Origin of the sequence: Cedecea neteri NBRC 105707 = ATCC 33855 (assembly GCF_001571265.1) — a bacterium.
Classification (GTDB): Bacteria; Pseudomonadota; Gammaproteobacteria; order Enterobacterales; family Enterobacteriaceae; genus Cedecea; species Cedecea neteri.
This window is the reverse complement of sequence record NZ_BCTL01000010.1, coordinates 155,078-170,323: the sequence shown is the minus strand read 5'-3', so window position 1 is coordinate 170,323 and position 15,246 is coordinate 155,078. Positions and strand designations below refer to the sequence as shown.

The 15,246-nt window shown below is 54.1% G+C and carries 15 protein-coding genes; 4 read left to right on the top strand and 11 right to left on the bottom strand.

Annotation, left to right across the window (positions count from 1 at the left end; genetic code table 11):
* Position 1: 1 nt before the first annotated feature.
* The 6 genes from ybiO to rhtA all read right to left on the bottom strand — a co-directional run bounded on the left by ybiO (position 2) and on the right by rhtA (position 6,710).
* Positions 2 to 2,260, bottom strand: a complete 2,259-nt coding sequence (gene ybiO, locus CNE01S_RS06020; RefSeq protein ID WP_061274294.1) for a mechanosensitive channel protein — start codon at positions 2,258 to 2,260, stop codon at positions 2 to 4.
* 132 nt (positions 2,261 to 2,392) lie between these two features.
* Positions 2,393 to 3,115, bottom strand: a complete 723-nt coding sequence (gene glnQ / locus CNE01S_RS06015) for a glutamine ABC transporter ATP-binding protein GlnQ (RefSeq protein ID WP_008461025.1) — start codon at positions 3,113 to 3,115, stop codon at positions 2,393 to 2,395.
* Positions 3,112 to 3,771, bottom strand: coding sequence for a glutamine ABC transporter permease GlnP (gene glnP / locus CNE01S_RS06010; RefSeq protein WP_008461026.1), 660 nt, complete (start codon positions 3,769 to 3,771; stop codon positions 3,112 to 3,114). The genes glnQ and glnP overlap by 4 nt, the downstream gene beginning before the upstream one ends.
* Positions 3,772 to 3,899: 128 nt before the next feature.
* Positions 3,900 to 4,646, bottom strand: coding sequence for a glutamine ABC transporter substrate-binding protein GlnH (gene glnH / locus CNE01S_RS06005; protein WP_008461028.1), 747 nt, complete (start codon positions 4,644 to 4,646; stop codon positions 3,900 to 3,902).
* A gap of 362 nt (positions 4,647 to 5,008) precedes the next feature.
* Positions 5,009 to 5,512: a DNA starvation/stationary phase protection protein Dps gene (gene dps / locus CNE01S_RS06000; protein WP_038474241.1), complete on the bottom strand. Its 504-nt coding sequence runs from the start codon at positions 5,510 to 5,512 to the stop codon at positions 5,009 to 5,011.
* Positions 5,513 to 5,822: 310 nt separating this feature from the next.
* Positions 5,823 to 6,710, bottom strand: a complete 888-nt coding sequence (gene rhtA / locus CNE01S_RS05995) for a threonine/homoserine exporter RhtA (RefSeq protein WP_061274292.1) — start codon at positions 6,708 to 6,710, stop codon at positions 5,823 to 5,825.
* A 371-nt stretch (positions 6,711 to 7,081) separates the two neighbouring features.
* Here rhtA and ompX point away from each other — a divergent pair, with 371 nt between their 5' ends.
* The gene (ompX, locus tag CNE01S_RS05990) at positions 7,082 to 7,591 is read left to right on the top strand and encodes an outer membrane protein OmpX (RefSeq protein ID WP_061274290.1); all 510 of its coding nucleotides are present in this window, start codon (positions 7,082 to 7,084) and stop codon (positions 7,589 to 7,591) included.
* A gap of 71 nt (positions 7,592 to 7,662) precedes the next feature.
* Here the strand turns inward: ompX and CNE01S_RS05985 are convergent, their stop codons facing one another.
* A complete protein-coding gene (locus CNE01S_RS05985; protein WP_061274288.1) occupies positions 7,663 to 9,246 on the bottom strand; it encodes a phosphoethanolamine transferase family protein in 1,584 nt (527 codons plus the stop codon).
* A 320-nt stretch (positions 9,247 to 9,566) separates the two neighbouring features.
* Positions 9,567 to 9,695, bottom strand: coding sequence for a manganase accumulation protein MntS (mntS, locus tag CNE01S_RS05980; RefSeq protein WP_061274286.1), 129 nt, complete (start codon positions 9,693 to 9,695; stop codon positions 9,567 to 9,569).
* Positions 9,696 to 9,885: 190 nt separating this feature from the next.
* Here mntS and mntR point away from each other — a divergent pair, with 190 nt between their 5' ends.
* The 3 genes from mntR to CNE01S_RS05965 all read left to right on the top strand — a co-directional run bounded on the left by mntR (position 9,886) and on the right by CNE01S_RS05965 (position 12,635).
* Positions 9,886 to 10,353: a manganese-binding transcriptional regulator MntR gene (gene mntR / locus CNE01S_RS05975; RefSeq protein ID WP_061274284.1), complete on the top strand. Its 468-nt coding sequence runs from the start codon at positions 9,886 to 9,888 to the stop codon at positions 10,351 to 10,353.
* Positions 10,354 to 10,355: 2 nt separating this feature from the next.
* Entirely contained in the window at positions 10,356 to 11,468 is a 1,113-nt protein-coding gene (locus CNE01S_RS05970) for an anion transporter (protein WP_061274282.1), read from the top strand.
* A 123-nt stretch (positions 11,469 to 11,591) separates the two neighbouring features.
* Positions 11,592 to 12,635: an aldo/keto reductase gene (locus CNE01S_RS05965; RefSeq protein WP_061274280.1), complete on the top strand. Its 1,044-nt coding sequence runs from the start codon at positions 11,592 to 11,594 to the stop codon at positions 12,633 to 12,635.
* 72 nt (positions 12,636 to 12,707) lie between these two features.
* Here the strand turns inward: CNE01S_RS05965 and CNE01S_RS05960 are convergent, their stop codons facing one another.
* The 3 genes from CNE01S_RS05960 to CNE01S_RS05950 are packed head-to-tail and all read right to left on the bottom strand — an operon-like array spanning position 12,708 to position 15,196.
* Entirely contained in the window at positions 12,708 to 13,148 is a 441-nt protein-coding gene (locus CNE01S_RS05960; RefSeq protein WP_061274278.1) for an acetyltransferase, read from the bottom strand.
* Between the two features lie 18 nt (positions 13,149 to 13,166).
* Positions 13,167 to 13,979 (bottom strand): Cof-type HAD-IIB family hydrolase, encoded by an 813-nt coding sequence (locus CNE01S_RS05955; RefSeq protein WP_061274276.1) that lies wholly within the window; start codon positions 13,977 to 13,979, stop codon positions 13,167 to 13,169.
* Between the two features lie 11 nt (positions 13,980 to 13,990).
* A complete protein-coding gene (locus CNE01S_RS05950; RefSeq protein ID WP_061274274.1) occupies positions 13,991 to 15,196 on the bottom strand; it encodes an MFS transporter in 1,206 nt (401 codons plus the stop codon).
* Positions 15,197 to 15,246: the final 50 nt, after the last annotated feature.

The following is a 15,246-nucleotide window of genomic DNA, read 5'->3' as shown; positions in this document are numbered from 1 at the left end:
TTTAGCCGGTCGGGCTGGCGGGAGGTAAAGCGCCAGCCGCCGCCTCTGAGGCCTGTAAAGCCTGCGCCGCATCGGCCCCCGGCTGCATGACCTGCACGGTTTGCACCGGTGGCCTGATGCCCGCTTCATCAAAGTATTTTTTGACCATGCCGTCGAGCGCGTAGCGCACCGTCCACTGTTTTAGCGGCAGGGTGGTAAAGGTGACTCTCACCGTAAAGGCCTGATTCGTCAGCCTCACGATGCCCGAGAACGTCGGCTCGCCAATCACCAGCATTCGAATATCTTCCTGACCCATCAGCGCTTCCACCGCCTCTTTCAGCACCCGGTTAGCTTTATCCACGTCCTCCTGCCTGTCGACGTCATAGTTTGCGACGAAGGAGCCGATCCCGCGCACAAAGTTGGCGAAGGTCGTTATCGAGGACCACGGAATAATGTGGTAAGCCCCGGTATCCTGGCGGACGCCCACCGAACGAATAGACATTTTCTCAACGGTGCCGGTAATCGCGCCGATGGTGACGTAGTCACCGGTATTCATCCCATTTTCAAACTGAATGAATATCCCGGTAATAATATCTTTCACCAATGTTTGCGAGCCAAAGCTTATCGCCAACCCCAGCGCGCCCGCCCCGGCCAGCAGCGGTGCGATGTTCACGCCAATCTCAGAAAGCAGGATCATGATGGTGATGGTGCTTATCACCACGGCCAGCGCGTTGCGGAACAGCGTCAGCAGCGTGCGCGCTCGCGCACTTGGCATCGGGCGGCCGTGGATATCGGAGGCCAGGCGGTTTTCGATCAGGCTTGCCAGCAGCGTCCAGCCGACCGCAGAGAAGAAAAGGATAAGCACGATGCGAATCAGGATATCGACGGTTTTCTCCCCGGCTCCCTGGGTGAGCCATTGCCAGACATCGAAAAGTCCCCAGGCATCCAGCAGCAGCATGACTGCCACGCAAACGGTAAGAATGCGCGCCAGCTTCAGCGAGACGGATATCCAGCCGTTAAGGCGCTTTTGCAGCTCCGGATAATTACGCTGTACCTGGGGAGAAAGGGTGATGGTTTTTGCTATCCAGCGTGAAAGCATGCCGGAGATAAACGCCGCCACGCCGACGATCGTCAGGCTGTGCAGCGAGGCGCCCATCATAAATTTCAGGCTGTTGCCCGGATCGAAAAGCGAAAGGAAAAACAGCACCACAAAATAAAGGCAGGCGAGCCAGTGCCAGATGAGTGCAAAAGCACGAATAAACAGGCTAAAGAAGCTCATTGAGCGGTCTGCCAGGTGAATCAAGCTTTGCTGGATGGCGCGTTTATTGTGAAAAATCAGGTACTGCGCCCAGACGGTGATCAGCAGCATTACTACCACGTTGACCGTGGCGCTGATCTGGGCGTTGACCTGATTGGCGAGAATCGGCACCACCACCAATAATCCATAGCCGATAATTGTACTCAGCCACGAAAGGCGCAGGCTCCAGTAGCGGGCGCCCTGGTCGCCGATGGGGAAGGGGCGCAGCGCCGGGAAACGCGGGCTGAAAATAAGGCGCAGAACGGCCTTGAAGAATTCTATAAGCCCAAAGGCGTTGAGAAACAGCCCCTGCTGGCGCGCGATGGTGGCGTTGCCGGCGTTCATTTTGTCGCTGAGAAGCTGCCCGACGAACAGCGTCAGCGCCAGCAGCAGGATATCCACCGCGAAAGCACCGAGGATGGTTATAGGCAGGTGAAGCCAGTTGGTATGGTCGCGGTTTTTTCTTCTCCCCCAGTCGCCCATTTTGGCCCACAGCGGCCTGACGCAGGCGCGAAGCAGGAAATAAAACACGAAGACCGCGCTGGCAAGCATCGCGAAGTGGCTCAGCGCATTGAAGAAAGTCTGCTGGTTAAAGGCTTTCCTTGGTGCGCTGGCGATGTTTTGCTGGAGCTGCTCAAAGCGCTGCGTGAGTTCTCCCCCGTAGCGGCGGCTGACGTCGGTGACGTTTTCGAGCACGGTTTTATCTTCGGTGAGCGTATCCGGTGGCGTGATGGCAGGCACGGCCTGCGAGGCGTCGTCAGCGGCGACTTTGCGAAGCTGTTCGATAAGTTCACTGCGGGACTTGGGGTTGTCCAGGACGTCGGCGAGCGCCGAATAAGCTTTTTTCTTTTCTTCTACGCTGGGCTCAGCCGGTGTTGCGGTATTACTCTGGGACGTTGAGGCGGCAACGGCGGCGGCGGGTAAGGTGACCGCATGGCCGGGCAGGCTCATGAGGCTAAACAGTAATATCAGGATCCATCGCACAGCGCTCCTCCGGACTGAGAAAATCGGACAAAGGAGTAAGTATAGTGGCTGAGATTTTGGCGAGGTAAAAAGCGGGATAATTCCAGAAAAAGCAGGGCGGCCGGTTTGTTGCCCGCCGCCCTGAGTGAAACGTTATGCGACGTGCTGCAGGAACTCGCGCAGACGCGGGCTCGGCGGGTTGTCGATAAGCTCCTGTGGATTACCGTCTTCCGCCACGCGACCTTTATCGATAAAGATCAGGCGAGAAGCCACTTTGGCGGCAAAGCCGACTTCGTGGGTAACGATAACCATGGTCATGCCTTCTTCGGCCAGGTCCTGCATAACTTTCAGCACTTCATGACGCAGTTCCGGGTCGAGAGCCGACGTTGGCTCATCAAACAGCATCATCTTCGGCTTCACGGCAAGGGCACGGGCAATAGCCACACGCTGCTGCTGGCCGCCAGAAAGCTCTGACGGGTAGTGATGCGCGCGTTCCGCCAGGCCAACCTTCGCCAGCAGTTCTTTCGCCAGCTTCTCAGCGGCGTCTTTTTTCATGCCGCGAACGCGAATCGGGCCGAAGGCGACGTTTTCCAGCGCCGTCAGGTGCGGGAACAGGTAGAACTGCTGGAACACCATGCCAGCTTCCTGACGGATCAGGCGATCGTCGACCTTCGGATCGTTGACCTTCAGGCCGTCGACGATCAGGTCACCGCTGGTGATTTCTTCCAGCTTGTTGATGCAGCGCAGCAGGGTTGATTTGCCGGAGCCGCTTGGCCCGATAATCACCACCACTTCACCCTGTTTGATGTTCAGGTCAATATTGTGCAGCACCTGGGTTTGGCCAAAGTGCTTGGAGACGTTTTTAAATTCAATCACAGGATTTTCATCCTTCTTTCAAGGCGACGCAGCACGAAGCTCAGCACCAGGGTAATAATCAGATAGAAGACCGCAACGGCGCTCCAAATCTCCAGCGCGCGGAAGTTACCGGCGATAATTTCCTGACCCTGACGAGTCAGCTCTGCTACACCGATAACGATGAACAGCGAGGTATCTTTAATGCTGATGATCCACTGGTTACCCAGCGGCGGCAGCATACGGCGCAGCGCCAGCGGCATAATCACGTGACGGATGGTTTCACGTTTTGACAGCCCAAGCGCAAGGCCCGCTTCCTGGAAGCCTTTATGAATAGACAGTACCGCCCCACGGGTGATTTCTGCGATGTAAGCCCCTGAGTTGATCATGATGGTGACGACCGCCGCGCTAAACGGATCGATACGCAGATCTGTAAAGGCCATCGGCAGGGCGAAGTAGATAAACATCACCTGCACCACAATTGGCGTGCCGCGAATCACTTCGATGAAAACAAGGGCAACGTGGTTGGCAATCCAACCGCCGTAGGTGCGAGCAAAGCCCGCGACTAAACCAATTACTAAACCGCCGCAAAGCCCCAGGATAGAAATCCATAGGGTCATTTTAGCGCCTTCAAACAAGATGGGAATTGCAGGCCAAATGGCGCTCCAGTCAAACTGCATGATGTGTTCCTGTTGTCTACCGTGGTTCACCTCTTTGGGCTTTCAGGCCGGGGCCTGGCAGCGTGAGAGGCGTTTAATAATAAGAGGGGCGAAAGGCGCCCCTCAGATCTTACTCATACTTAGAATTATTATTTTGGTTCAGTGCCGAACCATTTTTTGTAGATTTCGTTGTACGTGCCGTTCTCTTTCAGGGTTTTCAGCGCGCCGTTGATTTTGGTGCGCAGTTCGTCGCTGCCTTTAGGCAGGGCGATACCGTACTGCTGAGCTTCCAGAGACTCACCTACCGCTTTGAACTGACCGTTACCGGCGGTTTTGATGAAGTACAGGATGTTTGGCGTGTCGTGCAGAACCGCGTCAGCGCGGTTGGTGCCCAGTTCCATGTAAGCGTTATCGATGTTCGGGAACTGACGCAGGTCTTTGGTTTTGATGTTGGCTTTGGCGTAATCAACGGAACCGGTGCCGCCTTTAACAGCAACCACTTTACCGTCCAGGTCTTTCACGCTTTTGATGTCGTTGTTATTGGCTTTGACCATCACCAACAGGCCGCTTTTGTAGTAGCCGTCGGAGAAGTCGATCGCTTTTTCGCGCTCAGGGGTGATGGTGATCCCGGCCAGCGCCAGGTCAACGTTTTTGGTTTGCAGGGCAGGGATGATGCCGCTGAAGTCCATTGGCTTCAGGGTGTAGTCCAGCTTCAACTCTTTGGCGATAGCTGCCCACAGATCCACGTCAAAGCCGACATACTGATCGCCTTGTTTAAATTCAAAAGGAACGAACGCGGTGTCGGTCGCAACGACCAGTTTTTTATCAGCGGCATGGGAAGATACAGCGAAAGCCAGGGTAAGTGCAGCCAGTGAAACTTTCAAAATCGACTTCATAGCATTTCCTTTGTTAATCCACGGGGCGATCCCCTGCGTCAGCGGCGACTCATGAAAGAATCGTGCCAAATTTGCAACTTACTGTTTTTGCAAGGATATGATTATTTAACATTGCGCATCGAGCGTTGCAAGCTGGTCATAACGCACCGTTATGGTGCACCATTTTGGTGCGTGTTATGGGCCGGCAGGGCTGGGGGTAGTTTTACCGCGAAAACAGTGGACAAAACAATCATTCGTTAACGATTGTGTGAGGTGATTATTACATTTGATTAACTTTGGGCTATGAATTAATCGATGGTCTGCTCTGTTTTGGTGCAGGCTCCGCCCCCGGGCGGAGGAGGAGCCATAGGAAAATGCTCTGGTTACTCGATATTGGACTCAATGAACCACAAGAATTTGTCCAAATCGCGGGAAGCTGCGGTCAAAATATCTGCGGTGTCTTCGTCTTTCGCTTCGCTGACGGCTTTACGCACATCGTTCGCTACGATGGCATAGCGATCGGCCAGTTCTTTCAGGTGTTCCTGAACGGTGTGAATGTCCAGCGGGTAGCTTTTCAGCGGGGTTTTGCTGTTGATCACCTGAGTGGTGCCCAGCGCCACGCCGCCAAGCTGCACGGCACGTTCAGCCATGGTGTCCAGGTGCTCGGTCAGTGCGGTGCGGAAGCCGTCCAGCATTTCGTGTACTGCAATAAAGTTAGCCCCGCGCATATTCCAGTGAGCCTGTTTGGTAATCAGCGACAAGTCGATGAACTGGACGACCTGGCGATTCAGCAGCTCGATGGTGGCTTTTTTCTCGCTGTCTTTCACATCATTGCGGGTATATAGCAGGTTTGTAGATTTAGTTTTTACCAGTTTAGCGGTACTCATAATCTTTCATCCTCTTGATGTTGGTGTCCCAATGAATTACCGGCAATAAGTATAGCACCGCTTTTTTACTTTGCTGGTGAGGGTAATACCTATCAAACCGATAGCGAGAGGAAAATGGTAAAAGTAAATGCATTGTGGAACAGTGGGTTATCTTTACTTTCAAATTTGTGTCAAAAAGAATGAATAAATATGACGGCGAAAAGAAAATAATTCTTATTGAGTATTACAGAGTGGACAAAATATAAGTGCTTGATTGCGAGTAAATCATTTAATGCGGTAATTATCACCGCATTAAATGAAGGGCGACGGATTAATTTATGTCGACATTTTTAAGCTGCGTTTCGCGCTTCATGGTCAGCGTTGAACCCACTGAAGCCGCGATGATGGAGAGCAACGCCAGCCATTGCACCAGCGTCAGATGTTCGCCGAGGAACAGCATACCTGACAGCGCCGCGAGGCCGGGTTCCAGGCTCATCAGCGTGCCAAAGGTGCGGGTTGGTAGCCGGGTTAACGCAATCATTTCCAGCGAGTAGGGCAGCGCCGTTGAAAGCACGGCAATCGCCAGGCCGACGGGCAGCAGCGACCACTGCAGCAGCGAGCTGCTGGCTTCCCAGGCGCCCAGTGGCACAAAAATAATGGCCGCAATCAGAGACCCAAACGCGACCGTGGCCGGGCCGTGCTCAGCGCCCGCTTTTTGCCCGGCAATAATATAGACCGCCCAACAGGCACCCGCCCCCAGCGCATAGGCGGCGCCAGCAAGGTCAACATGGGAGATGTCCTGACCCAACGGGAGCAGGAACCACAGTCCGGCAACCGCCAGCACCACCCAGATAAAATCCACCGCCCGGCGTGAAGCGAATAGCGCGACGGCTAGCGGCCCGGTAAATTCGAGCGCCACAGCAATGCCCAGCGGCACGGTACGCAGCGAGACATAAAAGAGATAATTCATGCTGCCCAGCGCCAGCCCGTAAAGCAACAGAGGTAAACGTTGTTCTGGCTTAAAGCGCAGACGCCAGGGCTTAAAAATCACCACAAGGATTAGCGTTCCCAGAAACAGACGTAGCGAAGTCACGCCCTGAGGACCTATTAGCGGGAATAATGATTTAGCCAGCGAAGCGCCGCTCTGAATCGACGTCATGGCAATAAGCAGAACTACGATGGGCAGCCAGCGCGGCATATTACGGGAGGTTTGCGGCATCCTGTACCTTGTCAGTATTTGTCTGTATTTGGTCAAGAAAATAAAAGTCAGCCCAGTCTAAAGGATTAAGTTATGGGTGGTTGAACTTTCATTAAGAAAAATTCTCATGACGTGGAGTACGATCGGGGCACTTTTGTCAGTTTGTGTCAAAAATAATTCCAGAATTATCTGAATGACGACGTTGTTAAAGGGGTTAATATTTGCCGTCGTATGGCCTTATTCCTCTGGTTTTTTAGTAAGTTAACATGTAGTGGAAATGTTATGTTACATGAAAAGGTTCGTTAGACAACACAATTGGCGAAGAGTTTCTGTCATGGTTTTGTTATATTTAAAACTTAGGACTTACTTGAAGCACATTTGAGGTGGATATTATGAAAAAAATTGCATGTCTTTCAGCACTGGCCTGTGTACTGGCCGTCTCCGTAGGTACCGCATCTGCAGCAACCAGCACCGTAACCGGTGGTTATGCTCAGAGCGATATGCAGGGCGTTGCTAACAAAGCTGGCGGTTTCAACCTGAAATACCGTTACGAAAATGATACCCCGCTGGGCTACATCGGCTCCTTCACCTACACCCAGAAAAGCGACACTTCTGACGGCGTTTACACCAAAGGCCAGTACTACGGTATCACCGCTGGTCCAGCTTACCGCATCAACGACTGGGCAAGCATCTACGGTGTAGTCGGTGTTGGCTACGGTAAATTCCAGGCAACTGAATACCCAGCTGCTCACGATTCCGTTAGCGACTACGGCTTCTCCTACGGTGCTGGCCTGCAGTTCAACCCAATTGAAAACGTTGCTCTGGACTTCTCCTACGAGCAGAGCCGTATTCGTAGCGTTGACGTTGGCACCTGGATCGCTGGCGTAGGTTACCGCTTCTAATATCCCTTCCGGGATAGAAATAAAAAATCCGCCCAAGTGGCGGATTTTTTTTATCGGTAAACCGACTGAAGTTAGCGAGTCCTGGTCTCAAACATATCCGTCTGCAGATGAGTATAGTCCACTTTTTTCAGGTTGAAGTTGGTTATCCAGACCAGCCCGGCTTTTTGCTCGGAGATAAACTTGTACTTCGGCGTAAGCTCTTTCGCCTTAATCCCCGTCCATGCAGAGAAGAAGTTGAGGAAATCATTGGCGCTGCGGCGGGCTTTGATTAGCCGGTGCGTGGTGTCATCGCTCGACAGCACCATAAACGGCACCTGGAAATTCTGCTGGAACTTATCGTCGTGCGCCAGATATTGCACGTCGGTACCGCGCTCTTTGAACGCCAGCCCGTGGTCAGAGAAATAGACCATTGAGAAGGTGTTGCCGGTGTTTTGCAACTGCAGATAAAGCTGTTTTAGCAAGTCGTCGGTTTGCGTCATGCTGTAGAGATAGCAGGACGTCTCTTTAGACTGCACAAAATCTTTGTATTTGCCCTGAGTACGATCGCAGGCCTGCGGGTGAGAGCCCATCAAATGCAGCACAATCAGCTGCGGTGTGTTGCGCTGAGTGGCAAAAACCTGAGCCGTCATCTTTAACAGAGCTTCATCTCGGGTGTTTTTATCCGCCTCAAAATCCCCATTTTTCAGGAACTGCACTTCGTCCGCGCGTTTGGCGATACTGGCAATGGCGGTATCGTATTCGCCTATCTGCCCCTGGTTTGAGAACCACCAGGTCTGGAAGCCCGCGCGGTTTGCCAGGGTCACAAAATTGTCCTGATATTGAGGTTTACCGTCCACGACGCGGTTCAGCGTCAGCCCCAGCGATTTTTGGGTTGAGCCGCTGGCGGAGACGTAATCCATAAACAGATTGCCTTTTACCTGGCTTGCGAAGGGGGTGTTGTCCCAGTGGCCGCCAAAGGCACCCAGCGCATCACGGCGAGCGCTTTCGCCAATCACCACCACATAGGTGTGGTATTTAGGCTGCACCGACAGCACGTTCCAGGAGTCTTTTTGCTGTGAAAGCGCCTTCATGCGGGCTTGCTCTTCGATGACTTCGTGGTTGTTGACTACGACATCTTTTACGAAGCGCACAACCGGGTAGCCGGTATCTTTAAATTTAAATACGCCGCCGTAGGCGAGGTTGGTGACCGGCGTGACAAAAAAACAGACCACGCTGACGGCCAGACATAAGCTATCGAAATGACCCCAGGGACGTTTTTCTTCACGTTTGCGGCGCAGCGCCATCACGCCGAGGGCGAGAATAAAGAGAGAAACCACGTAGCTGTACCACGGGAAGATAGTCATGATTTCCGTGGATTCTTCAAAGTTGGTTGAGTGCAGCGCCAGCAGAGTATTGAAGTTGGGTGAGCCGTAGGCCTGGCCAAACGGGAAGTACATTGCCGCCACGAGACTGCAAAGCCCAAGCAGGGCTTTCTGGGCGCGTGGAGCCGTGCGCCACAGCAGCATAAGTACGCAGCTAAAGGCGATGGCGTAAATCAGGCTGAAGGCATAGCCCAGCGCAAAGTTGATCAATAGAGACTGCAAAAAATAGAAACCAGCCCACGGATTCAACACGATTCCGCGAGCAGTCAGGGTGTCTTTAACCGTTACATTCATCTTTATTATGGTCTTGCAAAACGCCATGCGGTGACCCTGGCGATAAGGGTAGAGCCTGCCTGACAGACGGAAACGAAGGGGAATTGCACCGCATCTGCGAGCCGCTTCATGTGCAGGGCTGCAAGAAGATAGAGCCGTAAGATAAGAATATCAACTGATAACAGAGCGCGGTTTTGCGAAGCTGATTGCAAATCCGACAAATGATGGGGTTAAAGCTCGGCCAGAGTAGCCATTAACGGGGATTTTGCAGGGGGATTATGACAAAAGAATGATCGTTAGCGTGGAACGCTAAACAAAATCGCCAGGCGGCGGGCCTGGCGTTATTGCTGTTTTTCTTCTTTCTGCTGGGGTTTGCCGACAACCCACTCACAAATCATGTTCAGCAGCATTAAGCGTACCTGGAAGGGAGATTGTGAAAACACGTTGATGCACCTCTTGAATTCGTTCATAGCGTCCTCCTGTTAGCCGTACGACCGTTTTTCCGTAAACGCGTCTGACTGGATTACATACAGGTATAGCACAGGCTATATTTTATAGCCACGGCTATTTCGTTAATTTTTTGTGGATGAGCAATGCTGGTTTACAATAAAGCCTTCCGTCGTCAGATGACGACGCCGCGCCACTGGAAGAGGAAGCACTATGAGCCGTCGGGTAGGGCAAAAGAACAGCGAAAAAGTGACGCCATTACCGAATATTGAAGAGCATGTTGAGGGCTTCAGGCAGGTACGCGAAGCGCATCGCCGCGAGTTAATTGATGATTACGTTGAGCTGATTTCGGATTTGATTCATGAAGTGGGTGAAGTACGCCAGGTGGATATGGCCGCTCGTCTGGGCGTTTCCCAGCCGACCGTGGCGAAGATGCTTAAGCGTCTTGCATCCGTTGGCCTGATTGAGCAAATTCCGTGGCGTGGGGTCTTTTTAACGCCGGAAGGGGAAAAACTGGCGCAGCAAAGCCGCGAGCGCCATCAAATCGTTGAAAACTTCTTTCTCGCGCTGGGCATCAGCCCGGAGACCGCGCGCATTGACGCCGAAGGTGTGGAGCACCACGTCAGCGAAGAGACGCTGGAAGCTTTCCGTAAATTCAGCGCAGAGCGGGGTATCGGCTAAACATGCTGCTGCGTCTGGCGCAGCCGTTCCTGCGCGATCGATTCCTGCATTTATTGTTGTTAATCGGCGTCGCCCTGAGCCTGGCGGTGCCGTTCCGCCCGGCTTTGTGGCCCGCGGCTATCGACTGGCACACCATTATTACGCTGACCGGGCTGATGATGTTGACCAAAGGCGTGGAGCTGAGCGGGTATTTCGACGTGCTGGGCCGCAAGATGGTGGCGCGTTTCGCCAACGAGCGGCAGCTGGCGCTGTTCATGGTTGCGGCGGCGGCGGTTCTGTCGACTTTCCTGACTAACGATGTTGCGCTGTTTATCATCGTTCCGCTGACCATCACGCTGAAAAAACTCTGTTCCGTACCGGCCAGTAAACTGATTATTTTTGAGGCGCTGGCGGTCAATGCCGGCTCTTTGCTTACGCCTATCGGTAACCCGCAGAACATCTTACTGTGGGGGCATTCCGGGATCTCTTTTGGCGCGTTTACCTGGCAGATGGCACCGCTGGCACTGGCAATGATCGCCAGCCTGCTGATACTGGCGTGGATCTGCTTCAAACCCAAACCGTTGAGCTACCACGGCGAAGTGAATGAAAACCGCTGGCAGCCTAAGCTGGTCTGGTGCTGCCTGGCGTTTTATATCGTGTTTATTCTCGCGCTGGAGTTGAAGCTTGAACTCTGGGGGCTGGGGCTGATTGCGCTTGGGTTCCTGGGGCTGGCGCGCAAAGTGCTGCTCAGCATTGACTGGAGCCTGCTGGTGGTGTTTGTGGCGATGTTTATTGACGTTCACCTCATTACTCAACTGCCGGTGCTGCAGCACTCTCTTCAGGGCGTGGCGCAGCTCTCTTCTGGCGAGTTGTTTGGTCTTGGTATTTTGCTTTCGCAGTTTATCAGTAATGTTCCAGCCACTATTTTATTGCTGAACTATGTACCCGCCTCGCTGCTGCTGGCCTTTGCGGTCAATATCGGCGGTTTTGGACTGTTGCCGGGTTCGCTGGCTAATCTGATCGCCCTGCGTATGGCGAACGATCGCCGCATCTGGTGGCGCTTCCATCTCTATTCTCTCCCTATGCTGCTTTGGGCCGCGCTGGTCGGCTACGGCTTATTACTGCTTTTGCGTTAACGCATGGTCAGGCAGAAACAGGCAAGGAATGAGCAGAAATCCCCCATTCCAGAACCTCGCGCGACGCGTATAACTGGCAGTCCGCACTCTTCCTTCCTGAAATACTGACCACGAGGTACCGCTATGCGTTATAAAAAATTAGGGAATACCGGCCTGTTTGTTTCAGAGCTTTGCCTGGGCACCATGACCTTTGGTGGTGAAGACGGTATCTGGGGAAAAATAGGCCAGCTTGCGCAAAACGATGCCGACAGGCTGGTCGGGAGCGCCCTGGACGCCGGGATTAACTTTATTGATACGGCTAACGTGTACTCCGGCGGACGCTCGGAAATTATCACCGGCCAGGCGCTGAAAAACCTTAACGTGCCGCGTGAGAATGTGGTGGTGGCCACCAAAGCCTTTGGCGAAACCGGCACCGCCGGGCCGAACTCCCGGGGCTCATCGCGCTACCATCTTCTGAACAGCGTCAAAGAGAGCCTGCAGCGGCTGCAGCTCGACTATATCGACCTGTACCAACTGCACGGCTTTGACCCCGCAACGCCGATAGAAGAAACGCTACGGGCGCTGGATTCGCTGGTGCAGCAAGGGCTGGTACGCTACATCGGCGTTTCCAACTGGGCAGCCTGGCAGATCATGAAGGCTCTCGGGATCTCCGAACGTCTGGGGCTTGCGCGCTTTGCCTCTTTGCAGGCTTATTACACCCTTGCCGGGCGCGATCTGGAGCGAGAGCTGGTGCCGATGATGCAAAGTGAAGGCGTCGGCCTGATGGTGTGGAGTCCGCTCGCGGGCGGGCTGCTCAGCGGCAAGTACGACCGAGACGGTAAAGCCGAAACCGGGAGCCGCCGCCTGGAGTTTGATTTCCCGCCGGTCAACAGGGAGCGCGCGTTTGATTGCGTGGATGTGATGCGTGACATTGCCGGCGTCAAAGGCGTATCCGTGGCGCAGATTGCGCTGGCCTGGCTGCTGCATCAGCAGGCGGTGACGACGGTCATCGTTGGCGCGAAACGCATTGAGCAGCTTGAGGACAATATCGCTGCCACGGGCGTTCAGCTTAGCGCGGACGAACTTGAAAGGCTGAATGCGGTGAGTGAGCTGCCGCGCGAATATCCGGGCTGGATGCTTGAGCGGCAGGGGGAGTATCGCCGGGAACAGCTCAAGAATCAGTCATAAATCGGGAGTAATTTAGCCCTCACCCCGGCCCTCTCCCTGAGGGAGAGGGGGAAAACAAGCGATGCGATAAAACTATCGTTTAAGCTTCAAATGCAGCAAAGGGAAAGGATTCCCTTCACCGTCGAGTTCTGAACGCCCGATCTGTGCAAAACCCATATGCAGATAGAAACCTACGCCCTGCGGATTTTGTTCGTTCACATCCACTTCATCGACCTGCAAATGTTCAATAGCGTGCTGCAGAAGCTGCTTACCCACGCCCGTGCCACGGCTCTCCGGCGAAACAAACAGCATTTCAATCCGATTATCGTGACAGCCGATAAAGCCCAGTGGCTCGCCGGTTTTGCCGGATGCCAGCAGCATCGGGATCTGCGGCATATAGAGTTCGCGAACCTGAGGCTTCAACGTCCTGATATTTTCCTCAGGTAAAAAATCATGCGTGGCGCGAACGGACGCCTCCCAGATTTCCGCCAGCGCATCAAAATCCGCCGGGGTTGCTTTTCTTATCGTTAACATTCTTGTTCTCAGAGGCTGTCAGTTAAATGGCGCTTCTTTCTTCAGGATCTTGTCGATCACATCCAGCACGCCTTGCTGATTGCAGTGTCCGGCCTGGTAGCTGGCAATGCGTTTGATTTTGTCCGGTGCGTTGGCCATAGCAAATCCATATCGGGCCTGGGTTAGCATCTCGATGTCGTTGCCGCCGTCGCCGAAGGTCACCACTTCGCTGTCCTGGATGCCCCATTTTTCCTGCAGGATCCGCAGGCCGTTAGCTTTATGGATGCCCGGAATAATCAGGTCGATAGAGCCGTGTCCGCTGGTGACCGGCACCATAATGCCTTCCAGCTCTGCGCCCAGAGCATCCATGGTTTCATCGAGCTGGCTGTCCGGCAGGTTCAGGGCAAACTTGAAGAACACATCGTCCAGGCCGGAGAAGTTTTCCACGTGTTCAAGGCGGTGGTAGTACTTCGCCGCCAGCGCTTTAAAGTCGTCGTCATAGCCGTTGAGGGTATAGCCGTTACGCTTGCCACAGGCGATGATCTCCACGTGTGGCAGGGTCAGCAGGTGATCCACCACCGTGTTGAACTCTTGTCTGGTCAGCTCGCCGTTGAACAGATCTTTGCCTTCGCTGACCACCCAGCCGCCGTTATCGGCCACGAAAGAGATCTCGTGGGCAATTTCCGGAAAGAAGGAGATCAGCTGAAAATACTGGTTCCCGCTGGCCACCACAAAGCGGATGCCTTGCTCTTTCATCTGCTGATATTGCGCCGCAAAGCGTTCGCGGTTGTAGGTTTTTTCGTCATTAAGAAAAGTGCCGTCCATGTCTACTGCAATCAGTTTGATGCTCATTGAACTCTCCATTATTCAGTTTCTAAAGTCTGCCTGGAAGATTGCCCTGGTTTAGCCACGGCGCGGGCAACCAGCGCCGCAATCACCATCAACGTCAGCACGACCAGCATGGCCTGGCGTAGGCCGTAGTGCTCGCCGAGGAAGCCCAGCAGCGGCGGGCCAACTAAAAAGGCGACGTAGCCCGAAGCGGCAACGACGCTAACCCGGCTGGCCGGATCGGGGCCGGTATCGCCCGCCGCAGAAATGGTCAGCGGGAAGCCTAAAGAGGTGCCTAGCCCCCACAGAATCACCGATACGCCAGCAAGGAATGCGTTGTCGACGAACACAATGGTGCCGATACCAATAATGCCCATGATCGCACAGGCGCGAACCACAATAACGCGGCTGTAGCGGTCAATAAACCAGCCGCCGGTGAAGCGCCCGACCGTCATGCCGAGGGTAAAGCCAACGTAGATTAGCGACCCGGAGGTTGGGCTAAAGCCGTGCCCGTCCACCATTAACAGCGGCAGCCAGTCGTTGGCCGAGCCTTCGGCAAAGGCCATCGCCAGCACGACAAAGCCAATCAGCAATAGCTGAATATCTTTATAAAACGGGCGATGCGGCTCGTGCGCTTCGTCTTTCTCCTGGTTGTCTTTACCCACGCCGTGCGGCACGGCGATAAGCGCGATGGCAATTGGCGCGATGGTCAGCAGGCCAATCAGCAGCAGGTGCCCCCAGGACACTACGTTCCACGCGGTCAGGCTCAGGCCAATCCCGGCACCAACGAGCGTGCCCAGGCTAAAGAAGCCGTGCATCATCGGCAGCACCGTTTTCTTCATCAGGCCTTCGATAATGGCACCTTCGACGTTCATCGCCACTTCAGACGAACCCAGTCCGCTGCCAAGCAGCGCCAGGCCAAAGGCAAACAGCACCGGCGAGGCAAGATAAAGCGCAAGGCTCATCACCAGCATCCCGATGACCATCAGCGTCATGCCGCTGCGAATAATGGTGCGGGTGCCAAAGCGTTTCACCAGCCAGCCGGAACAGAGAATACCGCCCATCGATCCTATCGACAGGCCAAATAATACGATGCCCATTCCGGCCGTAGAGACGCTGAGCGTATCGCGGATTGCAGGGGTGCGCGTGGCCCAGGATGCCATCACCAGGCCTGGAAGGAAGAAGAAGGTGAACAAGGCCCAGGTACGGAGCTGTAAGGCTTTTCTCGGCGAAACGGACATAAACAACAACCAGTGAAAGAGAAACAGGGATGCAGACTAGCAAGCTTGTG